This window comes from Streptomyces sp. NPDC051664 (assembly GCF_044453545.1).
GTDB lineage: Bacteria > Actinomycetota > Actinomycetes > Streptomycetales > Streptomycetaceae > Streptomyces.
In genome coordinates, this window is record NZ_JBITCU010000006.1 from 17642 (window position 1) to 43818 (window position 26177).

The following is a 26177-nucleotide window of genomic DNA, read 5'->3' on the forward strand; positions in this document are numbered from 1 at the left end:
TTACTTCGCGCCGGTGTCCCTCGCTACCGAGTCCTTGGCCTCGGCCTTCTCCTTCGCCGTCGCTGCGGGCTTCCGGAGCTGGATGTTCAGCTCGCGCAGCCGCGCCTCGTCCAGCACGGTCGGCGCGCCCATCATCAGGTCCTGCGCGTTGCCGTTGAGCGGGAAGGCGATCGTCTCGCGGATGTTCGGCTCGTCGGCCAGCAGCATCACGATGCGGTCGACACCGGGGGCGATGCCACCGTGCGGCGGGGCGCCGAGACGGAACGCACGGAGCATGCCCGCGAACTCGTGCTCGACGGTCTCGCGGTCGTAACCGGCGATCTCGAACGCCTTGAGCATCAGCTCGGGCTCGTGGTTACGGATGGCGCCGGAGGACAGTTCGATGCCGTTGCAGACGATGTCGTACTGCCAGGCAAGGATGTCCAGCGGGTCCTTCGTCTCCAGGTCCTCCAGGCCGCCCTGAGGCATGGAGAACGGGTTGTGCGAGAAGTCGATCTTGCCGGTCTCCTCGTCCTTCTCGTACATCGGGAAGTCGACGATCCAGCAGAACCGGAAGACGCCCTCCTCGAAGTGGCCGGCGCGCTTGGCGGCCTCGACCCGGACGGCCGACATGATCTTGGAGACCTCGTCGAACTCGCCGGCGCCGAAGAAGACGGCGTGGCCCGGGACGAGCGCCAGGCGCTCGGTGAGGGTCTTGATGTCCGTCTCGGTGAGGAACTTGGCGATCGGGCCGGCGAGGGTGCCGTCCTCGCCGACGCGGACCCAGGCGAGGCCCTTGGCGCCCTGCTCGACGGCGTACTCACCGAGGCCGTCGAAGAACTTACGGGACTGGCCCGCGGTGTCCGGCACCGGAAGGGCGCGGACGTGCTTGCCGGCGAACGCCTTGAACTCCGAGCCGGCGAAGACGTCGGAGATGTCGACGAGCTCCAGCTTGGCGCGCAGGTCGGGCTTGTCGTTGCCGTACTTCAGCATCGACTCGCGGAACGGGATCCGCGGGAACGGCGACGTGACGTGGCGGCCGTTGCCGAACTCCTCGAAGAGCTCGGTCATCAGCTTCTCGATCGGCTGGAAGACGTCCTCCTGCTCGACGAACGACATCTCGACGTCGAGCTGGTAGAACTCGCCGGGCGAGCGGTCGGCACGGGCGTCCTCGTCGCGGAAGCACGGCGCGATCTGGAAGTAGCGGTCGAAGCCCGAGATCATCAGAAGTTGCTTGAACTGCTGCGGGGCCTGCGGCAGCGCGTAGAACTTGCCGGGGTTCAGCCGGGACGGGACGACGAAGTCACGGGCGCCTTCGGGGGAGGTCGCGGTGAGGATCGGGGTCGCCATCTCGTTGAAGCCGAGAGTCACCATCTTCGAGCGGATCGAGGCGATGACGGCGGAGCGCAGCATGATGTTGCGGTGCATGCGCTCACGGCGCAGGTCGAGGAAGCGATACTCCAGACGCCGCTCCTCGTTGACCCCGTCGTCGGTGTTGATCGTGAAGGGCAGCGGGGCGGCCTCGCCCAGCACCTCGACCTCGGTGACCTCGATCTCGATCTCGCCGGTCGGGAGGTCCGGGTTCACGTTGTCGGCGCCACGTGCGGAGACCTTGCCGTCGATCCGGACGACGGTCTCCTTGGTGAGCTTCGACAGGGCTTCGTTGCCGGGTGTGCCGGGGCGGGCGACGAGCTGCACGAGACCGTAGTGGTCGCGCAGATCGATGAAGAGGATGCCGCCCAGGTCTCGACGATTGTGCAGCCAGCCGCTCAGCCGGACGTCGGTGCCGACGTCAGAGGCGCGGAGCTCGCCGCAGGTGTGGGACCTGTACCGATGCATCGTCGTTCATCCAGTCTTCGCGGTTGGGGTGGATTCAGCCTCCCCAGGCTACCGCCCGCGCCCCCACGACTTCATTGTCATAATCACTTCAAGATCATCCGGCGGGGTCAGGACCACCCGCCGACGGCCGCCCTCGGTGGCGTCGGCCGAGCACATCTTCATAAAGTGGGGCAATGCGCACCGAGGAAGTCCTGGCCGCGACGGCGACCGGCCTGTGGCGCTGGGACCACGGAGCCGGTTCGGTCACGCTCGATGCGGAGGCGGCCCGGCTGCTCGAGCTCCCGGCCGAGGCCGGCGTCTTCCGCGAGGCCGCAGTGCGCGCGCGTTTCCACCCGGTCGACTGGAACGAGATCCACGGGGTGGTGAACCTCGCACTCGCCGAGGGCACCCTGGCCGAGGCCAGGCTGCGGATCGTGGACGGGGACGGCCGGGTGCTGCGTACCGTACGCAGCCGCTCCAAACCACTGCCGGTCGCATCGGCCGGCAGCGAGAGCTACCTACTGGTCGGCACCCTCCAGGAGGTCGCCGAACCGCAGCCGGGCACCACCGGGGCGCATACCCCGATCACCGGGGACTGGCGCCGGTCCCGCGAGGCCTTCCTGCTGGACGCGGGGCGGGCGCTGGCCGAGGCCCGTTCCACGGCGGAGGTGCTGCGGGTCGCCGCCTCGCTCTCCATGCCCGGGTTCTCACCGGACGGGCTCGCCGTCTTCGGTGTCGCGGGCGAACGGCTGACGATCATCGGCCACCACGGGCACAACACGGGCGACGAGGACCCGTTCAACGACATGCCCCTGGAGACCGACTACCCGGCCGCCCAGGTCGTACGGACCGGGCGGGCGATCTATCTCCCCTCGCCCGAGGAGTACCACCGCCGCTTCCCGGCCACCTGGCCGCTGGCCAGCCGCTTCGGGCGCCGTTCCTGGGCCTTCCTTCCGCTGATCGTGTCGGGCCGCACGATGGGTGCCTGGATGGCGGGGTTCCGGCACCCGGTGTCGTTCTCGCCGGACGAGCGTTCGGTGCTGACGACGGTGGCCCGGATGCTCGCCCAGGCCCTGGCACGGGCCGGGGAGGCCGAAACCGAGCGGGAGCTGTCGCAGGGGCTCCAGCGGTCGATGATGCCGACCCTGGGTCCCGAGATCCCCGGCATGACGGTCGCCGCCCGGTATGTGCCGACCGGTGGCGGGCTCCAGGTGGGCGGCGACTGGTACGACATGATCCCGCTCCCCAACGGCCGTATCGCCCTCGTCATCGGCGACGTCCAGGGCCATGACGTGCGGGCGGCCGGGCTGATGGGCCAGTTGCGGATCGCCCTGCGGGCGTACGCCTCCGAAGGACACCGCCCGGACGCGGTGCTCTCCCGTGCCTCCCGGTTCCTCTCCGGGCTCACCGACGCCTACGACGACGGGGAGGAGACCGGTCCGCGGTTCGCGACTTGCCTGTACGCGGAGGTCGACCCGGAGACCGGCACTCTCGACATCGCCCGGGCCGGCCACCCCGACCCGGTGGTGATCAGCAGCGACGGGACCGCGGTGATCCGGCAGACCGGCGGCGGGCTGCCGCTCGGTGTCGAGACCGACGCCGACTATCCGACGACCCAGCTCGTCCTGGAGACCGGAGAAACGATCATGCTGTGCACGGACGGACTGATCGAGACCGGCGGCCACGACATGGCCACCGGCTGGGACCGGCTCCGACCGGTCCTGGAGCAGCAGATCGGTGACCTGGAGAAGCTCGCCGACGAGCTGGTGCAGGCCGTGCACGGGCCGACGTCGCACTACACGACGGGCCCGCTGGCCGACCGCCGCGAGGACGACATCGCGGTGCTCGTGCTGCGTCGCGAGGCCGGCATCATGCCGCGGACCGCGCCGCGCCGCACCGTGATGACCATCGCCCAGGCCGAACCCGAGCGGATCTCGGCCGCCCGGCAGCAGCTGCGCGAGCTGCTGCACGACTGGGAGGACCCGGAACAGATCGACGCGGCCGTGCTGGTGGTCTCCGAGATGACCACGAACGTCCTCGTCCACACGGACGGCGACGCGCTGATGGTCGCCGAGGCCACCGGGGAGCGGGGCGAACGGCGGCTGCGGGTGGAGGTGGCGGACGGCAGCGACGAACTGCCGCACAAGCGGCGGCCGGGCGAGATGGCTTCCAGCGGGCGGGGCCTGGTGCTGATGGAGATGCTGGCCGACGCGTGGGGGGTGGATCCGCGGGGGGCGGGGAAGTCGATCTGGTTCGAGCTGCACGAGTCGTAGAGGCCGGGCGCGGGCCGGACGCGTCCGGCTGGCCGCAGCGCCCTCAATCGCCGGGCGGGTTCGATGTGCCGGGTGGTGGTGTGTCCGGCGGCGTCGGTGGGTCGGGCGGGGTGGCGGGGGGCGGTGGGTTCGGCTCGGGGCTGTAACCCTTGCGGAGTTCGCCGAGGACGCCGAAGGCCGCCGCGCACGCCGGTACCGCCAGCAGCATCCCCAGCAGGCCCGCCACGCTCGCCCCCGCGGTCAGCGCGATCATGATCATGGCCGGGTGCATCTGGACCGTACGGCTCTGGATCACCGGCTGCAGCACGTGCCCCTCCAGCACCTGGACCGCGAGCACCACTCCGAGCGCCCAGAGCGCGATCACGACGCCCCGGTCCGCCAGCGCGACCAGGACGGCGACAGCGCCCGAGAGGAACGCGCCGAGATACGGGATGTACGCGCCGACGAAGACCAGCGCCCCGAGCCCCACCGCGCCCGGCACCCGCAGGATCAGCAGGCCGACGGTGATGCAGACGGCATCGATCAGCGCGATGAACGTGGTGCCGCGCATGAAGCCCTCGACGGCCTCGAAGGCCCGCCGCCCCATCGCCTCGACCAGCTCACCGGTGCCGCGCGGGGCGACGGCGTGGGCGAGGTCCACGGCCCGGTCGGAATCGCGCAGGAAGAAGAAGGTCAGCAGCAGGGCGAGAACGCCGGTCGCGATCAGTGAGCCGACCAGGCTGATGCCGGTGAGCAGCCCGCCCGCGGCGCTTGCGCCGAACTTCTCGACGAGCTTCTGCGCGTTGGCCGCGAGGTCGTCCACATTGATGTCGCGCGCGAACCCGAAGTGGTCGATGACCCACTGACCGGCGTCCTTCAGCGACCGGACGATCTGGCCGCCGGTGTCGATGAGCGCGGTGACGACGATGTACCCGGCGGCGCCGCCCACCGCGACGAGCAGCGCGCAGGTGAGCCCGGCGGCCACCGACCGGTTCACCCGGTGGTCGGCCAGCCACCGGTGGACGGGACCGAGCAGCGCCGTACCGAGCAGGGCGAGCAGGACGGGTGTGATCGCGGTCTTGAAGACGATGCACAACCAGATCGCGACCGCGGCGACACCGGTGACCAGCAGAAGTACGGCGCACCAGGCCGCTGTCCGCCGCGCGGCGTCGGGCAGGAGGGGCTTTTGGGTATGCACCCTCCCACCCGATCACGGTGCGGCAGTCATGTCCCGCCTGCACAGCCGTACGGGTGACGGTCCGTCAGCGTGGCCCTTGCCGCAGGGTCACTCACCCATGCCGTGGACCGCGGGCACGGTGCCGAGACGGCCGGCCTGGAAGTCCTCGAACGCCTGCTTCAGTTCGGCCTGGCTGTTCATGACGAACGGCCCGTAGTGCGCCATCGGCTCCCGGATCGGACGTCCGCCGAGCAGCACGACCTCCAGGTCCGGGGTGTTGCCGTCCTGCTTCTCGTCCGCGCGGACGGTCAGCGAGGATCCGGCGCCGAAGACCGCGGTCTGCCCCATGTGGACGGGGCGGCGCTCCTCGCCGACCGCGCCACGGCCGGCCATCACGTACGCGAGTCCGTTGAAGTCCTCGCGCCACGGCAGGGTCACCTCGGCGCCGGGGCGCACGGTGGCGTGGACCATCGTGATCGGGGTGTGGGTGACGCCCGGACCCTCGTGCCCGTCGAGCTCACCGGCGATGACGCGGAGCAGCGCGCCGCCGTCCGGGGAGGCGAGGAGCTGGACCTGGCCGCCGCGGATGTCCTGGTAGCGGGGGGCCATCATCTTGTCGGCCTTGGGCAGGTTCACCCAGAGCTGGAGGCCGTGGAAGAGGCCGCCCGACATGACGAGGGACTCCGGCGGGGCCTCGATGTGGAGGAGGCCGGATCCGGCCGTCATCCACTGGGTGTCACCGTTGCGGATGGTGCCGCCGCCACCGTTGCTGTCCTGGTGGATGAAGGTGCCGTCGATGATGTACGTGACGGTCTCGAAGCCGCGGTGGGGGTGCCAGGGAGTGCCCTTGGGCTCGCCCGGCGCGTACTCCACCTCGCCCATCTGGTCCATCATGATGAACGGGTCGAGGTACTTGTAGTTGATCCCGGCGAACGCGCGGCGAACCGGGAAGCCTTCGCCTTCGAATCCGCTCGGCGCCGTGGTGACGGCGAGCACGGGTCGGGCCGTGGCGTCGCCCGAGGCGGCGACCTTGGGCAGGGTCAGTGGGTTTTCGACGGTCACTGCGGGCATGGGAGCCACCTCCGGGATTGTTCTGCCTCAATTTAGTTGAACAGTGAACATCTTGCAAGGGGCGCCGCATTCCCGGCCCGTCACACACAGCAGGAGGGGCCCGTACCTGGGCGGTACGGGCCCCTCCTGGCGTCCGGAAGGCCGGCGGTCAGCCGTCTGAGGGCGATGGCGTCTGGTGCCGCGACCGGCAATGTTCGCCCGGAAGGAGCGTCGTCCAGTGCGTGAGATCGCAAGGCGGCCGGAAGTCCTTGGGTGGGGTCTCCCCTGCTCGAACGAAGCTGAGAGCTTGGGGAAGGAGCTACCAGGGCTTTCGGCCAACGCAACGAGCGTGCGTGCTGGGCGGCGCGACGGGGCGAAGCTTGCCGGGAGGGGCACTAGCCATACATGCGGCGCATCGCGAAGTCGACCATCTGCTCCACGGCCTTGGCGTCGAAGACCATGCGGTGCTCGCCCTCCATGTCGAGGACGAAGCCGTAGCCGGTGGGCAGCAGATCGATCACCTCGGCCCCGGTGATCACGAAGTACTTGGACTCCTTGCCTGCGTACAGCCGCAGCTCCTTGAGCGTGGTGAACATGGGGATCACCGGCTGCTGGGTGTTATGCAGGGCGAGGAAGCCGGGGTTGTCGCCGCGCGGGCAGTAGACCTTCGAGGTCGCGAAGATCTGCTGGAAGTCCTCGGCGGACAGGGATCCGGTGGTGAAGGCCCGTACCGCGTCACCGAGGGAGGGCGGCGAGGGCTCGGGATACAGCGGCTGCTCGCCGTAGCCGCCACCCATCTGCTGCTGTGCGCCCTGGTTCTGGTCGTAGCCGTACATACCCCAAAGAGTAATGGGACACATCCACCCCTCGAGGGGTTGCGTCTTATTACTGACGGGTAGCATCATCGGGGAGGTCAGCTGATATGCCTACCGCCAGCTCGTCGCCCGCCCGGCCCTCACCCCTTGACCGGGGCGCTGCGCGCCACTGCTATTGATTACGGAGCCTTCCCATGGGGCACTACAAGTCGAATCTCCGCGACATCGAGTTCAACCTCTTCGAGGTCCTCGGGCGCGACAAGCTGTACGGCACCGGCCCGTTCGCCGAGATGGACGTCGAGACGGCGAAGAGCATCCTCGACGAGGTCGCCCGCCTCGCGGAGAACGAGCTGGCCGACTCCTTCGCCGACGCCGACCGCAACCCGCCGGTCTTCGACCCGGAGACCAACACGGCGCCGGTCCCGGAGACGTTCAGGAAGTCGTACCAGGCGTTCATGGACTCCGAGTACTGGCGCCTGGGCCTGCCCGAGGAGATCGGCGGCACGACCTCCCCGCGCTCCCTGATCTGGTCCTACGCGGAGCTGCTGCTCGGCTCGAACCCGGCCATCTGGATGTACTCCTCGGGCCCGGCGTTCGCCGGCATCCTCTTCGACGAGGGCAACGAGGCGCAGAAGAAGATCGCCGAGATCGCCGTCGAGAAGCAGTGGGGCTCGACGATGGTGCTGACCGAGCCGGACGCCGGTTCGGACGTCGGCGCGGGCCGCACGAAGGCCGTCGAGCAGGAGGACGGCTCCTGGCACATCGAGGGTGTGAAGCGCTTCATCACCTCGGGCGAACACGACATGTCCGAGAACATCATTCACTACGTGCTGGCCCGACCCGAGGGCGCGGGTCCGGGCACGAAGGGCCTGTCGCTCTTCATGGTCCCGAAGTTCCACTTCGACTGGACCACCGGTGAACTGGGCGAGCGCAACGGCGTGTACGCGACGAACGTCGAGCACAAGATGGGCCTCAAGGCGTCCAACACGTGCGAGATGACGTTCGGCGACCAGCACCCCGCCAAGGGCTGGCTGATCGGCGACAAGCACGACGGCATCCGCCAGATGTTCCGCATCATCGAGTTCGCCCGGATGATGGTCGGCACGAAGGCCATCGCCACCCTCTCGACGGGGTACCTGAACGCGCTGGAGTACGCCAAGGAGCGGGTCCAGGGCACCGACCTGGCGCACTTCATGGACAAGACCGCGCCCAAGGTCACCATCACGCACCACCCCGACGTGCGCCGCTCGCTGATGACGCAGAAGGCGTACGCGGAGGGCATGCGGTCCCTCGTGCTCTACACCGCCTCCGTCCAGGACGCGATCCAGGAGAAGGAGGCCGCGGGCGAGGACGCGAAGTCGCTGCACGGCCTCAACGACCTGCTGCTCCCGATCGTGAAGGGCTACGGCTCCGAGAAGTCGTACGAGCAGCTGGCGCAGTCGCTCCAGACGTTCGGCGGCTCCGGGTACCTCCAGGAGTACCCGATCGAGCAGTACATCCGGGACGCCAAGATCGACACCCTCTACGAGGGCACCACGGCGATCCAGGGCCAGGACTTCTTCTTCCGGAAGATCGTCCGCGACCAGGGTGCCTCGCTGAACGCGCTGTCCGAGGAGATCAAGAAGTTCCTCGCCGGCGCCCAGGGCAACGAGGAGCTGTCCGGTGCGCTGGACTCGCTCGCCAAGGCGGCCGTGGACCTGGAGGCGATCGTCGGCACGATGATCACCGACCTCACCGCGACCGGCGAGGACGTCAAGAACATCTACAAGGTCGGCCTGAACACCACCCGCCTGCTGCTGGCCTCCGGCGATGTCGTCGTCGGCTACCTGCTGCTGAAGGGGGCGGCCGTGGCGGCCGAGAAGCTGCCGACCGCCTCCGCGAAGGACGTCGCCTTCTACCAGGGCAAGATCGCCGCGGCGAAGTTCTTCGCGGCCAACGTCCTGCCGGGCGTCTCGGCCGAGCGCGCGCTCGCCGAGGCGGTCGACAGTTCGCTGATGGAGCTGGACGAGGCCGCGTTCTAGCCTTCGGCCCACAGCGTCGGTCAACGAGGCGCCGCCACCCGAATTCGTTCGGGTGGCGGCGCTTTCGTATCGTCGCGCCGCCTGTGGCGAGGACAGGTCCGGTGATCACCCAGGCTGCCCGCCTCGAACCTCGATCTGGCCGGTCCTTATGATCGGCATCCGTATCCGCCGGGAGGGCACCCTTCGCCACCGTGATCGCGGAACGCGCGCAACAGGCGCAGGACGGCATGAAGCCGTCGGCGTCGATCACAGATCAGTAGGGCTCACCTTGAAGAACCAGCGGTCGTACGTGCGATGCGCGGCGGCGGTGACAGCAGCGGTGCTGTTCACGGGCTGCGACGGTGGAGGCGTTGACTCCGGCGGTCGCCCCGCAAAAGCGGCCAAGACTCTGAACACGAAGCAGGTCATGTCGGTCCTGCCGGACGCGCCCGCCATGACGGGCTGGCGCAATGTCGAGAAGGCCGTGGCACGTCGCTCGACATACCCGGAGCAGACCGAGACCCCGCCATCCATGTGCCCCATGGCGCTGTCCGACACGACGCCTTGCACCGATGTCCGCCTCGACGGCAGAACGGCCTTCCTCGACCCTGAGAGCAAGACCGACGCGCTGTTCTGGGTGTTCACGTACCGCGACGAGAAGGCCGCCGCGGCAGCCCACAGAGCACTGTGGAAGAACTTCTACAGCCATATGCTGCGCGAGGACCCCACGCAGGTGGACCTGGAGAACATCGGCGACGAGCGCTTCGCCGGCCGTGGCAACGATCCCGTGTTCGGCCGGTCCACCATGTCACTGATCCGAGTCGGGACGACCCTGCTGGGAATCAACACCTCCCACAGCCGCACCGAGCTGCCGGACAAGCAGCTCACCGCACTGGCCGCCATGTTCGCCGAGCGCGCGCAACAGGCGCAGGACGGCAAGAAGCCGTCGGCGGTGACGGCCGCGGGATAGGTACGGGCCGGGGTGGCGGTACGCGGATTCTTCCCGGCCCATCGTCGTTACAGTGAAGAACATGAGTTCTCCCCTCCGCTTCGACCGCGGCCACACCGACGACCTGATGGCCTTCCTGATGGCCAGCCCCTCCCCGTACCACGCCGTGGCCACCGCCGCGGCGCGGCTGGAGAAGGCCGGCTTCCGGCAGGTCGAGGAGACCGCGGCCTGGGACGCGTCCACCGGTGGGAAGTACGTGCTGCGCGGCGGGGCGATCATCGCCTGGTACGTGCCGGAGGGCGCCGGGGCGCACACCCCGTTCCGGATCGCCGGGGCGCACACCGACTCGCCGAATCTGCGGGTGAAGCCGCTGCCCGACACGGGGTCGTACGGCTGGCGGCAGATCGCGGTCGAGGTGTACGGCGGCACCCTGCTCAACACCTGGCTGGACCGGGACCTCGGTCTCGCGGGCCGGATCAGCCTGCGCGACGGCACGCACCGGCTGGTCAACATCGACCGGCCGCTGCTGCGCGTGCCTCAGCTGGCCGTGCATCTGGACCGGTCGGCCAACACCGACGGTCTCAAGCTCGACCGGCAGAAGCACATGCAGCCGATCTGGGGGCTCGGGGACGTCGAGGAGGGCGACCTGATCCGGTTCGTCGCCGAGAACGCGGGCGTCGGCGCCGAGGACGTGACCGGCTGGGACCTGATGCCGCACGCCGTGGAGCCGCCGGCCTACCTGGGCCGGGACCGCGAACTGCTGGCCGGGCCGCGGATGGACAACCTGCTCTCCGTGCACGCGGCGACGGCCGCGCTGGCCGCCGTCGCCGGACAGCCGGACGACGAGATCCCGTACATCCCGGTGCTGGCCGCGTTCGACCACGAGGAGAACGGTTCGCAGTCGGACACCGGCGCGGACGGACCGCTGCTCGGCACGGTGCTGGAACGCTCCGTCTTCGCCCGTGGCGGCACGTACGAGGACCGCGCCCGGGCCTTCGCGGGGACCGTCTGTCTCTCCTCCGACACCGGTCACGCGATCCACCCCAACTACGGCGAGCGCCACGACCCGACACACCACCCGGTGGCGAACGGCGGGCCGATCCTCAAGGTCAACGTCAACATGCGGTACGCGACGGACGGCAGCGGGCGTGCCGTGTTCGCAGCAGCGTGCGAAAAGGCGGGCGTGCCGTGGCAGACGTTCGTCTCCAACAACTCGATGCCGTGCGGCACGACGATCGGCCCGATCACCGCGGCCCGGCACGGCATCCAGACCGTGGACATCGGCGTCGCGATCCTGTCGATGCACAGTGCGCGTGAGCTGTGCGGCGCGGACGACCCGTATCTGCTGGCCAACGCGCTGGCGGCGTTCCTGGCGGGCTGATCCGCCTTCCCCACACGGGTAGTTGCCGGGCCGGCCCTTCCTTCGGGGCCTGCCCGTGCACCGGCGGCCGGGCCGGTCGCCGAGTCGGGTGCGCCGGGCACCCTGGGCGGACTGCTCGGCACCAGCACCGGCACGGTCGCCGTGGCGGTGATCCGCGACCGGACGCCGGTGGTGTGCACACCGTCACGGTCGCCGCCGCACCGGCGATCGGGCTGCTCACCGGCGTACCGGCCGGGATCTGCCCGGCCTGGCGGGCCACCGGCATCCAGCCCGTGGAGGCCCTCCGGCGCTGAGGACAGGCGGACACACCGCTGCTGTTCGCGGGCCGATCCGCCTTCCGCACATGGTTGTTGCCCGGCCGGGTACGCGATCCGTACACGGTCCGGAGCCTCCGGGCCGCCGAGGAGGCATGACCATGGGACTCGGAGGATTTATCATCCTCATCGCCGTCGGGGCGATACTCACCTTCGCCACCGACTGGCAGATGGACACCGTCAATGTCGACCTGGTCGGCTGGATCATGATGATCGTCGGCATCATCGGAGTCTTCGTCTACGCGAGCATCGCGCGGCGCCGCCGGATGGTCGTACCGCCCAGCACCACGGTCGTGTCCGAGGACGAGCGCCGCGGAATCTGAACCGCATGCCGGCCTCTTTGCTGTTGCGGCGCAGCTCACAGCGGTTCGGCGGGGCCCCCGGGCAGGAACCTCAGTTCTTTGCCCGGGGGAGGAGTGACGGTGGAGTTCCACCTGCTCGGTGCGATGTCCGTAGCCACCGAATCCGGTGATCTGCCACTCGGCCCCGCCAAGCGCCGCAGTCCGCTCGCCGCACTGCTCCTGAACCCCAACGCCCCCGCCCCATGAGCCACTTGATGGACGCCCCGGGGAGGACGAACCACCGGCCCTCGAAGTGGGCGACGGGCTACTGGACGCCCGAGCTCCGCAACGGCGCCGCCGACTTCTGAGCCCGTCAGCGCGTCAGGCCTGCTCGTCCATTCCGGCGAGCACCAGCGGAAGCCGCGGCGTCCCCTGCGCACTCACGCGGACGGGGACGCCCCAGTCCTGCTGGTGGACGTGGCAGGCCGGGTACTCGTTCGCCGGGTCGTCGTCACAGGACGCCGCCATCGCGGACACATGCAGGACGCCTTCGGTCACGCCGTCGGCCAGGACCAGGTCGCGGAAGAGATCGGTGCCGGGGCCGGCGCCCTCCGCCAGCAGCTCGGGCGGGGTCGACGAGACCAGCAGCCGGGTCGAGGGACCGTACCGGGTGTCCAGCTTCTGACCGGCGGGCGCCTGGAAGACCACGTCCAGCCGGAGCGTGCCCGGGGCGATCTCGGTGGCCGCGCGCTGGGTGCGGTGTGCCTGGTCGGCGACCCGTACGGCCTCCTCGGGCAGCCGCAGCCGGGTCAGCCGGTGCCGGGCGGACTCGACGACGACGAGATCGCCGTCGACCACCACGGCATCGCTCGGCTCGCGCAGATCCGTGGCCAGCGTGGTGACCTCGCGGGTGGCAGGGTCGTAACGGCGCAGGGCGTGGTTGTACGTGTCGCTGACGGCGACGGACCCGTCGGGCAGCGCGGTCACGCCCAGCGGGTGCTGGAAGAGCGCCTGGTCGGCGGCGCCGTCGCGGTGACCGAAGTCGAAGAGGCCGGTGCCGACGGCCGTGTGCACGGTCCCGTCCCGGTCCACGTACCGCAGGGCGGACGTCTCCGAGTCGGCGACCCAGAGCCGGGCGCCGTCGGCCGAGGCGGCAAGTCCGGACGGCTGGGCGAACCAGGCCTCGTCCGCCGGACCGTCGACAAGTCCTTCGTTGCTCGTGCCCGCGGCGACCTGCACGGTTCCGGACTCGGGGTCGTACGACCACAGCTGGTGGACGCCTGCCATGGCGATCCACAGCCGGTCGCCGAACCAGGCGACGTCCCACGGGGAGGAGAGGTCGACCTCTCGCGCCGGACCGGACGTCGGGGAGCCCTGCCACCACTGGTGGCCGGTGCCCGCGAGGGTCGTCGTCACCCCGGTCGTGAGGTCGAGGGCGCGGATGGCGTGGTTGACGGTGTCGGCGACGGCGATCCGGCCGTCGGGCAGCACAGCGAGCCCCTGCGGCTCACTGAACCGGACCTCGTCGGGCGCGCCGTCCGCGAGCCCACGGTCCCCCGTGCCGAAGTGACGACGGACCGTCTCACCGTCCCGTTCGATCTCGACGAGGCGCTGCCGGGTGGTGTCGGAGACGAGGAAGCCGCCGTCCGGCAGCAGCAGGGCCTTGCCGGGGAAGCGCAGATGCGTGGCGACGGGCTCGGGCGCCACATACGGGCCGTCGCCGCGGCGCAGCGTTCCCCTCGCGGCGTGCTCGGCCTCCAGCTCCTCGACGAGCTTCTCGATGGCGTGCGCATGGCCCTCGCCGGCGTGCTGGGCGACGACATAGCCCTCGGGGTCGATGACGACGAGCGTCGGCCAGGCGCGTACCGCGTACTGCTTCCAGGTGGCGAGCTCGGGGTCGTCGAGAACGGGGTGGTGGACCTCGTACCGCTCGACGGCGTCGACGACGGCCTGGTGCTCGGCCTCGTGGACGAACTTCGGCGAATGCACGCCGATGATCACCACGGTGTCGCGGTGCTTCTCCTCCAGCTCGCGCAGCTCATCGAGGACATGCAGACAGTTCACGCAGCAGAACGTCCAAAAATCCAGAATAACGATGCGTCCCCGCAGGTCGGCGAGGGTGTATTGCTGGTCGCCGGTATTGAGCCAGCCGCCTTTACCGACCAGCTCGGGGGCCCTGACGCGCGTACGTATTGCCATGTGAACAGTCAACATCACCGTGGTGCGTCCGCATTCCGGAGGGTCTCAGGCATGGCGGAGGCCTCACACGTCCCGGGGAGTCCCACCGGACGTTTCACGTGAAACCGGGCCCCGCCCGACGCTGGGGCGAGGCCCGGTCCGACGGGTGCATCAGCGGATACCCGACGGTGGTGCGAGTCCGGTCGGACCGATGCGTCAGCGGCCGCTCGACGGCGGGGCGAGACCCAGCCGTCGATCCTTGAGCGCCGGGAACTGCTCCCGCGTGGCGGCGACCAAAGCCGGGTCGAACTCCACGGTGAGCACCTCCTCGTCCGCGCCCGCCTCGGCGAGCACCTCGCCCCATGGGTCGACGGCGATGCTGTGCCCGGCCTGCTCGACCCCGGCGTGGGTGCCCGCGGTGCCGACAGCCAGGACGTACGCCTGGTTCTCGACGGCGCGCGCCTGGGCCAGCAGCGTCCAGTGGGCGCGGCGCCGCTCCGGCCAGCCCGCCGGGACGACGAGCGTCTGCGCGCCCGCGTCGACGAGGCCGCGGAACAGTTCGGGGAAGCGCAGGTCGTAGCAGGTGGCGAGGCCGAGCGTGGTCTGCGGCAGGGCGACCGTCACGAGGTCCTCGCCGGCGCCCATCATCACCGCCTCGCCCTTGTCGAAGCCGAAGCGGTGGATCTTGCGGTAGGCGGCTGCCCGCTCGCCCTCCGGGGTGAACACCAGCGAGGTGTTGTAGAGCGTGCCGTCGTCGGCGCGCTCCACGAAGGAGCCGGCGTGCAGCCAGACTCCGGCGTCGGCCGCGGCCTTCGCCATCAGGTCGTGGGTGGGCCCGCGGAGCGGTTCGGCCTCGTCGGCGAAGGCGGTGTACGCGAACGCGCCGACCGGCCAGAGTTCGGGAAGGACCACCAGATCGGCGCCCCGCTGGTCCGCGACCAACGACGCCACGCGATCCCTGCGGGAATTGACGGATTCGTCCGGGTCTACTGCGATCTGGATGAGGGAGGCGCGCACACTACCACCGTCCTGGCATTCGAGCCGTCAACACGGGCCTACGATCGTCACACGAAAGCACTGCCGGGGTGCCTGCTCGCAGCGTAACTTAGCGACCGAACCTCCCACGCAGCCCGCAGCCGCCGCCCGCCGACCGCGCCCAGCAGCCCAGCCCATGCACCGCAGAACCGCACGAGGGGTCCCGTGACCGTCCATCCCAGCCTCCAGACCTACGCCGATGCCTGGACCCACTCCGTCGAGTCGATAGCCGAGCTGGTGAAGCCGCTCGCCGAGGGGGAGTGGAACCGCCGTACACCGTGCCCCGGTTGGTCGGTGCGCGACATCGTCTCGCACATCATCGGCATGGAGTGCGAGCAGCTCGGCGATCCGCGGCCGATCCACACGCTGCCGCGCGATCTCTACCACGTACAGAACGACTTCACCCGCTACATGGAGATGCAGGTCGATGTGCGGCGCCACCACACCGCACCCGAGATGACCTCCGAGCTGGAGTACACGATCATCCGCCGCTCCCGTCAGCTGCGGAACGAGTCGCGTGACCCGGAGACCATGACCCGCGCGCCGCTCGGCGCCGAGCAGACCCTGGAACTGGCGCTGCGGATGCGGGCCTTCGACGTCTGGGTGCACGAGCAGGATCTGCGGACGACGCTGGGTGCGCCCGGCAACCTGGACTCCCCCGGAGCCACCATCGCCCGGGACACGCTGCTCGCCGCGCTGCCGAAGGTGGTCGCCAAGGACGCGGGCGCGCCGCCCAATTCGGCGGTCGTGCTCGATGTGCACGGGCCGGTGGAGTTCCTGCGCACGGTCAGGGTCGACGCGGACGGCCGTGGTTCGGTGGACGGTTCGCCTTCACTGGGGCCTGCGGTGACGCTGTCGATGGACTGGGAGACCTACGTCCGGCTGGCCTGCGGCCGGGTTCGCCCGGCGGCGGTCGCGGACCGGATCAAGGTCGAGGGCGACCAGGAGCTGGCGACGGCGATCCTGCAGAAGTTCGCCGTGACGCCGTAACGGCACGGTCGGCGGCGCCCGTCTTTCGTGAAGTCGTGAAGTGAAGAGACGGGCGCGCCGCCGAGCCGGCGGCCGCAGGGGTCACGCGGGTACGTGCACGGCCTCCACGCGGCTGATCACATAGTGGTTCCGCTCCCGCAGCGTGGCCCGGGCGTGCAGCCGCAGAATCTGGACGACCCCGAGCGCCTCCAGCACGAAGACGGAGGCGAAGGCGATGCTGTAGTTGTCGCCCGTCGCGTCGAGCAGCACACCGACGGCGAACAGGGTGGTCATCGAGGCGGTGAAGCCGCCCATGTTGACGATCCCCGACGCGGTGCCCTGCCGCTCCGGCGGGTTGGCCGGGCGCGCGAAGTCGAAACCGATCATCGAGGCGGGACCGCAGGCGCCGAGCACGACGCAGAGCGTGACCAGCAGCCACATCGGCGCATGGTCGCCCGGGTACAGGATGGCCGACGCCCACAGGACGGCGGTCACCGCGACCGTGCCGAGGGCCAGCGGGGCACGCGCGGCATGGTGGCGGGCGATGACCTGCCCGTAGACGAGACCGACGGCCATGTTGGAGAGCACCACCAGGGTGAGCAGCTCACCGGCGGTGGACCGGCTCAGCCCCTGCGCCTCCACCAGGAACGGCATCCCCCACAGCAGCAGGAACACCATGGCCGGGAACTGCGTGGTGAAGTGCACCCACATCCCGAGCCGGGTGCCGGGCTCCCGCCACGAGGCGGCGATCTGCTTGCGTACGTATGCCGCGCCTGCGTGTTCGACGGGCGGCGGCTCGTGCCCCTCCGGGTGGTCCTTCAGGAAGAGGAGCAGCAGCACCAGCACAACGACCCCGGCGACCGCGCTGCCCGCGAACGTGGCGGTCCAGCCGAAGCCGTGGAGGGCGCGGGCGATGAAGAGCGTGGAGACGAGGTTGCCGGCCATGCCGAAGAGCGCGGCGATCTGGCCGATCAGCGGCCCACGCCGGGCCGGGAACCAGCGGGCGCCGAGCCGCAGCACACTGATGAACGTCATCGCGTCGCCGCAGCCGAGCAGCGCACGGGAGGCCAGTGCCGTGGCGTACGACGGGGAGAGTGCGAAGCCGAGCTGCCCGACGGTGAACAGGACGGCCCCGATGGTGAGGACCTTCTTGGTGCCGAGCCGGTCGACCATCAGGCCGACAGGTATCTGCATGCCTGCGTAGACGAGCAGTTGAAGGATGGAGAACGTAGACAGGGCGGAGGCGTTGACGCCGAACCGGTCGGCGGCGTCCAGGCCGGCGACCCCGAGGCTCGTACGGAAGATGATCGCGACGAAGTAGACGGCGACGCCGATGCCCCAGACCCGGGCGGCACGCCGGCCGCCGGGCGGATCACCGGGCAGGGACAGGGTGGGAGCGGCGGCAGAGCTCACCGGTCCTCACCCCGGACCAGCACCTTGACCCGGCTGACGTGGCGCCGTACGACCTGTGCGGCATCGTCCGCGTCACCGGCCCTGATCGCCTCCAGCAGCTCGCCGTGCTCGGTGATGTTGGCGGCGATCCTGTCGGGGTGCGCCTCCATCACGGCGACGCCCATCCGCAGTTGCCGGTCGCGCAGCTGGTCGTAGAGGCGCGACAGGATCTCGTTGCCCGCGTTGCGCACGATCTCGGCGTGGAAGCAGCGGTCCGCGACCGAGACGGCTGCGAGGTCGCCGGCCGCCACGTGCTGCCGCTGCTCGTCGAGCAGCTCCTCCAGCCGGGAGATCAGCTTCGCCGAGGCAGGCACGGCCTTGCGGGCGGCGAACTCCTCGACCAGCAGCCGGGTCTCGACCACGTCCGCGATCTCCTGTGCGGAGACGGCGAGCACCAGGGCCCCCTTCTTCGGGTAGAGCTTGATCAGCCCTTCGACCTCCAGCCGCAGCAGCGCCTCGCGCACCGGTGTCCGGGAGACGCCGACGGCTTCCGCCAGGTCCCCTTCGGTGAGCAGCGTCCCGCCCTCGTACCGGCGGTCGAGCACCGCCTGCTTGATGTGGGTGTAGACACGCTCGGCGGCGGGCGGCTGTTTGACGGGCGGGCGGGTCACGGCAGGGGGTGCGGCAGGCATGCACACAGCATAGATACAACATGTGTGCATGCCGGGCCGGCGTCCGGGATCTGGACGGCAAAGCCCCGGAAATTACCTCGGGAATCGGCACATCCATCCGCCCGCCTCATGAGTCTCACCACCGAGCGGCACCTTCACGTAGCCGCATTCCAGGGGCATTTGGAGCGTTCAAGTTGAAAATCGGCATTAAGGGCATAAACCGCGCATCCGCCACTGTCACCGTGGCCCTGACCGCGGGTGCCGTCCTTGCAGGCAGCGTCTTCGCTGCCACGGCGCAGGCCGCCACGCCGCCCACACCCACGATCGTCGCCAAGGGCGGCTACGTGATGAACAACGGCACCGCGAAGACTCTCTTCACGAAGGCCGCGGACACCCGTCGCTCCACCGGTTCCACCACCAAGATCATGACGGCCAAGGTGGTGCTGGCGCAGAAGAACCTGAACCTGGATTCCAAGGTCACGATCCAGAAGGCGTACAGCGACTACATCGTCTCCAAGGGCGCCTCGTCGGCCCACCTGATCGTCGGCGACAAGGTCACTGTCCGCCAGCTTCTGTACGGTCTGATGCTGCCGTCCGGCTGCGACGCCGCGTACGCCCTCGCCGACAAGTTCGGCACCGGCACCACCCGCGCGGCCCGCGTGAAGTCGTTCATCGGCAAGATGAACGCCTCAGCCAAGTCCCTCGGTCTGAAGAACACCCATTTCGACTCGTTCGACGGCATAGGGAACGGCTCGAACTACTCGACGCCGCGTGACCTGACGAAGATCGCCAGCAGCGCGATGAAGAACTCCACGTTCCGCGCCGTCGTGAAGACCAAGTCGACCAAGCAGAAGGTCACCACGAAGAGCGGTGGCTACCGCTACATGTCGTGGTCCAACACCAACACCATGCTCAGCAGCTACAGCGGTGCGATCGGTGTGAAGACCGGCTCCGGCCCGACGGCCAAGTACTGCCTGGTCTTCGCCGCGACCCGGAACGGCAAGACGGTCATCGGCACCGTGCTCGCCTCCACGAGCGCGACCGCCCGCACCTCGGACATGAAGAAGATCATGGACTACTCCTTCAAGAAGTAGTCCCCCATCCCGCACCCGGGACACCAGGAGGGGCCCGCCGCGCACTGCGGCGGGTCCCTTCCCGCACCCGGGCCCTCCCCGCCATCCGGCCTGAAAGGGCAACACGGACTTGACCAGTATTTCTCACAGACGCCTGCGCACCGTCGCCGCGCTGTCGGTCGCGGCGACCTCCTGCAGTCTGCTCACGGCTGTGAGTACCACGACCGCTTCGGCGGCGACGACGTGCGCCTCGCCCGTCTTCAAGCGGCAGTTCTTCGCCAACACCACGTTCTCCGGAACGCCGAAGAAGACCGACTGCGACTCGGTGATCGACCAGAACTGGGGCACCGGCGCACCCGCCTCCGGTCTGCCGACGAACAACTTCGGTGTCCGCTGGTCCCTGACCCGGGACTTCGGCTCCGGCGGCCCGTTCACCTTCACCGCGTCGGCCCTGGACGGCATCCGGGTCTACGTCGACGGAGTGCGCAAGGTCGACATCTGGAAGAACGTCTCCACCACGCAGAAGAAGACGGTCAACGTCACCGTCCCCAAGGGCAAGCACTCCCTGCGCATCGACTTCGTCAACTGGACGGGCTCCGCCAACGTCAAGTTCGCCTACACACCGCGGACGTCGGCCACCGTCGACAAGGTCAAACCGCTCACCCCGGTCGGCGTGAAGGCGGTCCTCGACAACGCCACGGCCAACGCCAAGGTGACCTGGACGAAGAACAACGAGATGGACCTCGCGGGCTACCGGGTCTACCGCCGGCTCAAGGGCTCCAGCACCTTCACCCACGTCAAGACGACCACCGCGACCTCGTACGCGGGTCTCCCGCCCGAGGGCGGGAAGACGTACTACTACGAGGTCCGCGCCTACGACAAGGCCGGGAACGTCTCCACCGGCTCCACCGACATGCCGGTGACCTCGCCGGTCATGACCACGCCGACGGGTCTCGCGGCCACCGGCACGGACGCCGGGATCAAGCTGACCTGGAACCCGGTGGCCGGCGCGACGCGCTACTACCTGACGCGTACGGACCATGCCGGGAAGACGGTCAACGTCGGAACGATCCAGGGCACGAGCCACACAGACACCGCGGTCGCCCGGTCAGCGATATGGCAGTACCGGGTGAGCGCGGGGGACGGCGCCCGGTACTCCGAGCCCACCGCTGCCAACAACCCCGCCGCCCTGGCGTACCGACTGGTAGCCGCACCGCAGGACATCGTCGCGACACCGGGGATAAGCAGGGCGACGTTCACCTGGACGACCGATCACGACATCGACGGCAATATCTACGACTTCCACGTCTACCGTTCCGAGACGCTCCCCGTGGACACCTCGACCGAGCCGATCCGGTGCAGCACCACCTACAAGAGACTCGACAACGGACGGCTCCAGTACACCTGCACCGACACCTCACCGGCAGGCGGCGCCACGTACCACTATGTGATCAAGGCGTGGGACAACACCGCGACCGAGTCGGTGGCTTCCCGCAGCATCACCGTCACCCACACTCGCCAGGGACCTGACCCCGCCCGCGGCGGTCACCGGGCTCGCCACCGAGGCGACCGAGTACGGCATCGAGCTGCACTGGAACGCCAACACCGAGCCCGACCTCAAGCGGTACGTGGTGTACGTCGGCGAGCTGATCGACAGCGAGGACGAGCGGGTCTGCTACGGCGTCTCGTCCGTGTACCTCGGCGCGGGCACCACGTCCTACACGGATGAGCGGTTGCCCGACGGCGAGGAGCGGTGCTACTTCGTCGACGTCGAGGACACCTCCGGCAACTACAGCTTCCGGGCGACTCACGACGCCGAGATCGCCGTCGTCACCGAGCGGGATCTGACACCGTCCGTCGAGACGCCGGACAACGCGTCCCTCACGCTCACCGCGCTCAAGGGCGCCACCGGCACCTCGGTGGACCTGTCCTGGAACACGGTCGCGGACGCCAATGGCTACCTGGTCGAACGCTGGAACCCGGCCACGGACGCCTACGAGCAGCTGACCACCGGACCCGTCACGGAGGCGTCGTACACGGATGCCACCGCTCCGGCCGGCACCACCCACTTCTACCGGGTGACGCCCGTGCTCGACGACGGAACCGAGGCGGCACCCGCCGCGGCCTGGGTCATCCTGGCACCCGCCAAGTGACCTGACCCGGCAGCAGAAGCGGGCCTGCGCGGAGGAAACTCCGCGCAGGCCCGCATTCTCATGTCTCACACAGCCGTCAGGCCCAGGTGATGAGCCTCTTGGGCTGTTCCAGGATCGCGGCGACGTCCGCCAGGACCTTGGAACCGAGCTCACCGTCGACCAGACGGTGGTCGAACGACAGTGCCAGTGTGGTGACCTGACGGGGCTTCACCTTGCCCTTGTGGACCCACGGCTGCAGCTTGATCGCACCGACCGCAAGGATCGCGGACTCGCCCGGGTTCAGGATCGGCGTACCCGTGTCGACGCCGAAGACGCCGACGTTGGTGATCGTCACCGTGCCGCCCGCCATGGCGGCGGGGGACGTCCTGCCTTCGCGCGCCGTGGAGACCAGTTCGCCCAGCGAGGCGGCGAGCTGCGGCAGGGTCTGCTCGTGCGCGTCCTTGATGTTCGGCACGATCAGACCGCGCGGGGTGGCGGCCGCGATGCCCAGGTTCACATAGTGCTTCTGCACGATCTCCTGGTTGGCCTCGTCCCAGGCGGCGTTGACCTCCGGGTTCCGCTTGATCGCGACCAGGAGCGCCTTGGCAATGATCAGGAGCGGGTTGACCCGGACCCCCGCCATGTCCTTGTCCTCCTTGAGCTCCGCCACGAGCTTCATCGTGCGCGTGACGTCGACCGTCACGAACTCGGTGACATGCGGCGCCGTGAACGCACTGCCGACCATCGCCTGCGCGATGGCCTTCCGTACGCCCTTGACCGGGATGCGGGTCTCCCGGGCGCCCGGGACGGGGGCTGCGGCAACGGGCACCGCAACAGCCTCGGGTGCCGCGGCCGGGGCGGCGGGTGCGGCTGCCGGCGCCGGTACGGGCGTGGCTGCCGCGTGCACGTCCTCGCGGGTGATGATCCCGCCCGGACCGGTCGGGGTGACCGTCGCCAGATCGATGCCCAGGTCCTTCGCCAGCTTGCGCACCGGCGGCTTGGCGAGCGGGCGGCTCTCCGGGACGACGGTGGTGGCGGGGACGGCGGTGGCGGTGGTGTGGCCGTTCAGCTCGCCCTGGACAGCAGCAGCCGCGGCAGCCGGCGGCTCGGTGCCCTTGCGGGCGCGCCGCTTGGTGGAGGACTCGGCCACGCCGTAGCCCACCAGCACGGGCTGGCGGGCCTTCGGTGCCTCCGGTTCCGCAGCCGGTTCCGGTTCGGCCACGGCCGGAGCCGCCGGCTCCGCCGCCGCCTCGCCGCCGCCGGGCACCACGTCCACCGCGATGATCACCTGACCGACGTCGACGGTCGTGCCCTCGGGGAAGCGCAGCTCGTGCACCACCCCGTCGAACGGGATCGGCAGCTCCACGGCCGCCTTGGCGGTCTCGACCTCGCACACGACCTGGCCGTCGGTGACGGTGTCGCCCGGCTGGACGTACCACTTGAGGATCTCGGCCTCGGTCAGTCCCTCGCCCACATCGGGCATCTTGAACTCACGGAAGCGAGCAGACGTTTCGGTCATCGTCGTCACGAACCTTCTCCTCAGTACGCCAGCGAGCGGTCGACGGCGTCGAGCACGCGGTCCAGGCCCGGCAGGTACTCGTCCTCGAGGCGCGCCGGCGGATACGGGGCGTGGTAGCCACCGACCCGGAGCACCGGTGCTTCGAGATGGTAGAAGCAGCGCTCCGTGATGCGGGCGGCGATCTCGGCCCCGGAGCCGTAGAACACCGGCGCCTCGTGGACCACGACCAGCCTGCGGGTCTTCTCGACCGACGCCTGGACGGCGTCGAAGTCGATCGGGGACATCGACCGCAGGTCCAGGACCTCGATGGACTTGCCCTCCTCCTGGGCGGCCGCGGCCGCTTCGAGGCAGACCTTCACCATCGGGCCGTACGCGACGAGGGTGAGGTCCGAGCCCTCCCGTACCGTCGCGGCCTTGTGCAGCGGTCCGGGGATGAGGTCCGTCTCGACGTCGCCCTTGTCCCAGTAGCGCCGCTTCGGCTCGAAGAAGATGATCGGGTCGTCACTCTGGACGGCCTGCTGCATCATCCAGTAGGCGTCCGATGCATTGGACGGCGAGACCACCTTCAGCCCCGCGACATGTGCGAACAGGGCCTCGGGTGACTCGCTGTGGTGCTCGACGGCGCCGATGCCGCCGCCGTACGGGATCCGGACGACGACCGGCAGTTTGATCTTGCCGAGCGCTCGGGCGTGCATCTTCGCGAGCTGCGTGACGATCTGGTCGTACGCCGGGAAGACGAAGCCGTCGAACTGGATCTCCACGATCGGCCGGTAGCCGCGCAGGGCCAGACCGATCGCCGTGCCGACGATGCCGGACTCGGCGAGCGGGGTGTCGATGACCCGGTCCTCGCCGAAGTCCTTCTGGAGCCCGTCGGTGATCCGGAAGACTCCGCCCAGCTTGCCGACGTCCTCACCCATGATGAGGACCTTGGGGTCGGTGTCGAGGGCCTTGCGCAGCGACTCGTTGAGCGCCTTCGCAAGGGACATCTTCTGGGTGGCCATGACTAGTTGCCCTCCTCGGCGAACGAAGCCTGGTAGGCGGCGAACTGGGCGCGCTCCTCGTCGACGAGCGGGTTCCCGTCGGCGTAGGCGTGGTCGAAGATCGCCATCCGGTCCGGGTCGGGCATGGCCCGTACCGCTTCGCGGACCCGCTTGCCGAGGGCTTCGCTCTCCTCGTCCAGCGCGGTGAAGAACGCCTCGTCGGCGAGTTCCTGCTTCTCCAGGTACGTACGCAGCCGCAGGATCGGGTCCTTGGCCTCCCAGGCGACGCGCTCCTCGTCCGCCCGGTACTTCGTCGGGTCGTCGGAGGTGGTGTGCGCGCCCATCCGGTAGGTGAACGCCTCGACGAGGGTGGGACCCTCGCCGCGGCGGGCCCGCTCCAGCGCCGACTTGGTGACGGCCAGGCAGGCCAGTACGTCGTTGCCGTCGACCCGGACGCCGGGGAAGCCGAAGCCCTGTGCGCGCTGGTAGAGCGGCACCCGGGTCTGCTTCTCGGTCGGCTCGGAGATCGCCCACTGGTTGTTCTGGCAGAAGAACACCACGGGCGCGTTGTAGACCGCGGAGAAAGTGAACGCCTCGGCGACGTCGCCCTGGCTGGAGGCCCCGTCACCGAAGTACGCGATCACGGCCGAGTCCGCGCCGTCCTTGGCGACGCCCATGGCGTAGCCGGTGGCGTGCAGGGTCTGCGAGCCGATGACGATCGTGTACAGGTGGAAGTTGTTGGTGTTCGGGTCCCAGCCGCCGTGGTTCACACCGCGGAACATCCCGAGCAGATTGGTCGGGTCGACCCCGCGGCACCAGGCGACGCCGTGCTCACGGTAGGTCGGGAACACATAGTCGTCGTCGCGCAGCGCCCGGCCGGAGCCGATCTGGGCGGCCTCCTGGCCGAGCAGCGAGGCCCACAGGCCCAGCTCGCCCTGACGCTGCAGCGCGGTGGCCTCGGCGTCGAAGCGGCGGGTCAGGACCATGTCCCGGTACAGACCGCGCAGCTCGTCCGCGGTCAGGTCGATCGTGTAGTCCGGGTGCTCCACCCGCTCGCCCTCGGGCGTCAGCAGTTGTACGAGCTCGGGCTCGGAAGTCTGTGGCGTCTTCGCGGCGCTGGTCCGCTTGCTGCTGCGTCGCGGTTTGCGCGCGGCAGTGCTCTCCACGGTCACGTGCGTGCTCCTCCGTCGGTCCGGCCCCCGGGGTCTGCCGGGAGACCAGTGCGGCTCGCCTGTGTCCGTACCCGTGCACGGGGTGGGTGCCGCTCGGCCGGGAACAGGCGTGACAGGTGCCCCGGCGAGCGTCCTGTCAAAGGCACGTTACCCAGTGCGTCGCACAACTGCGAAACCCTATCTGACCTGCGATTTTGCTTGGATTTCCAAGTAAATCGAAAAAGTCGGGAACTTTCGCTGGTCACAGCACTGGTAACAGCCTTGCAGGCCGCCGGAACAACGGCACGTTATCCCGCCGTTCAGCAGCAGGGAAGAGGGGAGTGTGTGAGACTGCATTTGTGCGCGAAGAAGGAAAAATCACCGTATTTCTACTGGACGACCACGAGGTCGTCCGCCGTGGAGTGCACGAATTGCTCGCGGTCGAGGACGACATCGAGGTCGTCGGCGAGGCGGGCACGGCGGCGGACGCGCTGCTCCGGATCCCCGCCACCCGGCCCGATGTGGCGGTGCTCGACGTGCGGCTGCCGGACGGCAGCGGGGTGGAGGTCTGCCGGGAGATCCGCTCCAAGGACGAGAGCATCAAATGCCTGATGCTGACCTCGTACGCCGACGACGAGGCCCTCTTCGACGCGATCATGGCGGGCGCGTCGGGATACGTACTGAAGGCGATCCGCGGCAATGAGCTGCTGGCCGCGGTACGGGACGTGGCGGCCGGAAAGTCCCTGCTCGACCCTGTCGCGACCGCGCGCGTGCTGGAGCGGCTGCGCGAGGGCAAGGAGGCCCGGGGCGACGACAAGCTGTCCGCCCTCACCGACCAGGAACGCCGCATCCTCGATCTGATCGGCGAGGGCCTGACGAACCGGGTGATCGGCGAACGGCTGCATCTCGCCGAGAAGACGATCAAGAATTATGTCTCCAGCCTGCTGTCCAAGCTGGGCATGGAGCGGCGCTCGCAGGCCGCCGCCTATGTGGCGCGGCTGCAGGCGGAGCAGCGCTGAGCCGCGCGGGCGGGGCTTCGCGAGGGGATTTGCGGGTTTCGG

General features: G+C 69.4%; 22 protein-coding genes. 11 read left to right on the forward strand and 11 right to left on the reverse strand.

Annotation, left to right across the window (positions count from 1 at the left end):
* Positions 1-1818 carry an aspartate--tRNA ligase gene (gene aspS, locus ACIA8E_RS13580; RefSeq protein WP_399297637.1) on the reverse strand — a complete coding sequence of 606 codons (1818 nt, stop codon included), beginning with the start codon at positions 1816-1818 and terminating at the stop codon, positions 1-3.
* Positions 1819-1991: 173 nt separating this feature from the next.
* Here aspS and ACIA8E_RS13585 point away from each other — a divergent pair, with 173 nt between their 5' ends.
* Complete coding sequence (locus tag ACIA8E_RS13585) at positions 1992-4070, forward strand: SpoIIE family protein phosphatase (protein WP_399297639.1); 2079 nt, start codon at positions 1992-1994, stop codon at positions 4068-4070.
* Positions 4071-4113: 43 nt separating this feature from the next.
* Here the strand turns inward: ACIA8E_RS13585 and ACIA8E_RS13590 are convergent, their stop codons facing one another.
* The 3 genes from ACIA8E_RS13590 to ACIA8E_RS13600 all read right to left on the reverse strand — a co-directional run bounded on the left by ACIA8E_RS13590 (position 4114) and on the right by ACIA8E_RS13600 (position 7112).
* On the reverse strand, positions 4114-5247 hold the full coding sequence (locus tag ACIA8E_RS13590; RefSeq protein ID WP_399297641.1) for an AI-2E family transporter: 1134 nt from the start codon (positions 5245-5247) through the stop codon (positions 4114-4116).
* Between the two features lie 87 nt (positions 5248-5334).
* Positions 5335-6297: a pirin family protein gene (locus ACIA8E_RS13595; RefSeq protein WP_384108805.1), complete on the reverse strand. Its 963-nt coding sequence runs from the start codon at positions 6295-6297 to the stop codon at positions 5335-5337.
* A gap of 374 nt (positions 6298-6671) precedes the next feature.
* Positions 6672-7112: an SseB family protein gene (locus ACIA8E_RS13600; protein ID WP_030930244.1), complete on the reverse strand. Its 441-nt coding sequence runs from the start codon at positions 7110-7112 to the stop codon at positions 6672-6674.
* A gap of 173 nt (positions 7113-7285) precedes the next feature.
* Here ACIA8E_RS13600 and ACIA8E_RS13605 point away from each other — a divergent pair, with 173 nt between their 5' ends.
* The 5 genes from ACIA8E_RS13605 (at position 7286) to ACIA8E_RS13625 (ending at position 12283) form a co-directional block, all read left to right on the forward strand.
* Positions 7286-9112, forward strand: coding sequence for an acyl-CoA dehydrogenase (locus tag ACIA8E_RS13605; RefSeq protein ID WP_399297644.1), 1827 nt, complete (start codon positions 7286-7288; stop codon positions 9110-9112).
* Positions 9113-9518: 406 nt separating this feature from the next.
* The gene (locus ACIA8E_RS13610; protein ID WP_327125948.1) at positions 9519-10061 is read left to right on the forward strand and encodes a hypothetical protein; all 543 of its coding nucleotides are present in this window, start codon (positions 9519-9521) and stop codon (positions 10059-10061) included.
* Positions 10062-10122: 61 nt separating this feature from the next.
* On the forward strand, positions 10123-11421 hold the full coding sequence (locus ACIA8E_RS13615; RefSeq protein WP_399297646.1) for a M18 family aminopeptidase: 1299 nt from the start codon (positions 10123-10125) through the stop codon (positions 11419-11421).
* A gap of 415 nt (positions 11422-11836) precedes the next feature.
* Complete coding sequence (locus tag ACIA8E_RS13620; RefSeq protein WP_030930252.1) at positions 11837-12058, forward strand: DUF6458 family protein; 222 nt, start codon at positions 11837-11839, stop codon at positions 12056-12058.
* A gap of 99 nt (positions 12059-12157) precedes the next feature.
* On the forward strand, positions 12158-12283 hold the full coding sequence (locus ACIA8E_RS13625) for a hypothetical protein (protein WP_399297648.1): 126 nt from the start codon (positions 12158-12160) through the stop codon (positions 12281-12283).
* 114 nt (positions 12284-12397) lie between these two features.
* On the opposite strand, the gene ACIA8E_RS13630 is transcribed toward ACIA8E_RS13625, so the two are convergent.
* Together ACIA8E_RS13630 and ACIA8E_RS13635 are read right to left on the reverse strand one after the other, a co-directional pair.
* Positions 12398-14215, reverse strand: coding sequence for a thioredoxin-like domain-containing protein (locus tag ACIA8E_RS13630; RefSeq protein ID WP_399297650.1), 1818 nt, complete (start codon positions 14213-14215; stop codon positions 12398-12400).
* A 195-nt stretch (positions 14216-14410) separates the two neighbouring features.
* Positions 14411-15211: a carbon-nitrogen family hydrolase gene (locus ACIA8E_RS13635; RefSeq protein ID WP_399297652.1), complete on the reverse strand. Its 801-nt coding sequence runs from the start codon at positions 15209-15211 to the stop codon at positions 14411-14413.
* 183 nt (positions 15212-15394) lie between these two features.
* Between ACIA8E_RS13635 and ACIA8E_RS13640 the strand changes: the two genes are divergently transcribed.
* Positions 15395-16219, forward strand: a complete 825-nt coding sequence (locus ACIA8E_RS13640) for a maleylpyruvate isomerase family mycothiol-dependent enzyme (RefSeq protein ID WP_399297654.1) — start codon at positions 15395-15397, stop codon at positions 16217-16219.
* Positions 16220-16300: 81 nt separating this feature from the next.
* Here the strand turns inward: ACIA8E_RS13640 and ACIA8E_RS13645 are convergent, their stop codons facing one another.
* Complete coding sequence (locus ACIA8E_RS13645; RefSeq protein WP_399297656.1) at positions 16301-17611, reverse strand: nitrate/nitrite transporter; 1311 nt, start codon at positions 17609-17611, stop codon at positions 16301-16303.
* Positions 17608-18282 carry a GntR family transcriptional regulator gene (locus ACIA8E_RS13650; RefSeq protein ID WP_399297658.1) on the reverse strand — a complete coding sequence of 225 codons (675 nt, stop codon included), beginning with the start codon at positions 18280-18282 and terminating at the stop codon, positions 17608-17610. Before ACIA8E_RS13650 ends, ACIA8E_RS13645 begins: the two co-directional genes overlap by 4 nt.
* Before the next feature lie 173 nt (positions 18283-18455).
* Here ACIA8E_RS13650 and ACIA8E_RS13655 point away from each other — a divergent pair, with 173 nt between their 5' ends.
* From ACIA8E_RS13655 to ACIA8E_RS13665, 3 genes are all read left to right on the forward strand, one after another.
* Entirely contained in the window at positions 18456-19355 is a 900-nt protein-coding gene (locus tag ACIA8E_RS13655) for a D-alanyl-D-alanine carboxypeptidase family protein (protein WP_399297660.1), read from the forward strand.
* A gap of 190 nt (positions 19356-19545) precedes the next feature.
* Entirely contained in the window at positions 19546-21063 is a 1518-nt protein-coding gene (locus ACIA8E_RS13660; RefSeq protein ID WP_399297662.1) for a fibronectin type III domain-containing protein, read from the forward strand.
* Complete coding sequence (locus ACIA8E_RS13665; RefSeq protein ID WP_399297664.1) at positions 20963-21487, forward strand: hypothetical protein; 525 nt, start codon at positions 20963-20965, stop codon at positions 21485-21487. The genes ACIA8E_RS13660 and ACIA8E_RS13665 overlap by 101 nt, the downstream gene beginning before the upstream one ends.
* A gap of 76 nt (positions 21488-21563) precedes the next feature.
* Here ACIA8E_RS13665 and ACIA8E_RS13670 read toward each other — a convergent pair whose 3' ends face one another.
* The 3 genes from ACIA8E_RS13670 to pdhA are packed head-to-tail and all read right to left on the reverse strand — an operon-like array spanning position 21564 to position 25137.
* On the reverse strand, positions 21564-22994 hold the full coding sequence (locus ACIA8E_RS13670; RefSeq protein WP_399297666.1) for a dihydrolipoamide acetyltransferase family protein: 1431 nt from the start codon (positions 22992-22994) through the stop codon (positions 21564-21566).
* An 11-nt stretch (positions 22995-23005) separates the two neighbouring features.
* Entirely contained in the window at positions 23006-23986 is a 981-nt protein-coding gene (locus ACIA8E_RS13675) for an alpha-ketoacid dehydrogenase subunit beta (RefSeq protein ID WP_376258306.1), read from the reverse strand.
* Positions 23987-23988: 2 nt separating this feature from the next.
* Positions 23989-25137: a pyruvate dehydrogenase (acetyl-transferring) E1 component subunit alpha gene (gene pdhA, locus ACIA8E_RS13680; RefSeq protein ID WP_399297668.1), complete on the reverse strand. Its 1149-nt coding sequence runs from the start codon at positions 25135-25137 to the stop codon at positions 23989-23991.
* A 338-nt stretch (positions 25138-25475) separates the two neighbouring features.
* Between pdhA and ACIA8E_RS13685 the strand changes: the two genes are divergently transcribed.
* On the forward strand, positions 25476-26135 hold the full coding sequence (locus ACIA8E_RS13685) for a response regulator (RefSeq protein WP_399297670.1): 660 nt from the start codon (positions 25476-25478) through the stop codon (positions 26133-26135).
* The last annotated feature ends 42 nt before the right edge of the window (positions 26136-26177 follow it).

What these genes read in the sequence shown, in the direction of transcription:
- ACIA8E_RS13675 (WP_376258306.1), bottom strand. Translation starts at nt 23,986, where the DNA reads ATGGCCACCCAGAAGATGTCCCTTGCGAAGGCGCTCAACGAGTCGCTG.
- ACIA8E_RS13595 (WP_384108805.1), bottom strand. Translation starts at nt 6,297, where the DNA reads ATGCCCGCAGTGACCGTCGAAAACCCACTGACCCTGCCCAAGGTCGCC.
- ACIA8E_RS13630 (WP_399297650.1), bottom strand. Translation starts at nt 14,215, where the DNA reads ATGGCAATACGTACGCGCGTCAGGGCCCCCGAGCTGGTCGGTAAAGGC.
- ACIA8E_RS13650 (WP_399297658.1), bottom strand. Translation starts at nt 18,282, where the DNA reads ATGCCTGCCGCACCCCCTGCCGTGACCCGCCCGCCCGTCAAACAGCCG.
- ACIA8E_RS13605 (WP_399297644.1), top strand. Translation starts at nt 7,286, where the DNA reads ATGGGGCACTACAAGTCGAATCTCCGCGACATCGAGTTCAACCTCTTC.
- ACIA8E_RS13620 (WP_030930252.1), top strand. Translation starts at nt 11,837, where the DNA reads ATGGGACTCGGAGGATTTATCATCCTCATCGCCGTCGGGGCGATACTC.
- ACIA8E_RS13600 (WP_030930244.1), bottom strand. Translation starts at nt 7,112, where the DNA reads ATGTACGGCTACGACCAGAACCAGGGCGCACAGCAGCAGATGGGTGGC.
- ACIA8E_RS13610 (WP_327125948.1), top strand. Translation starts at nt 9,519, where the DNA reads ATGTCGGTCCTGCCGGACGCGCCCGCCATGACGGGCTGGCGCAATGTC.
- aspS (WP_399297637.1), bottom strand. Translation starts at nt 1,818, where the DNA reads ATGCATCGGTACAGGTCCCACACCTGCGGCGAGCTCCGCGCCTCTGAC.
- ACIA8E_RS13615 (WP_399297646.1), top strand. Translation starts at nt 10,123, where the DNA reads ATGAGTTCTCCCCTCCGCTTCGACCGCGGCCACACCGACGACCTGATG.
- ACIA8E_RS13585 (WP_399297639.1), top strand. Translation starts at nt 1,992, where the DNA reads ATGCGCACCGAGGAAGTCCTGGCCGCGACGGCGACCGGCCTGTGGCGC.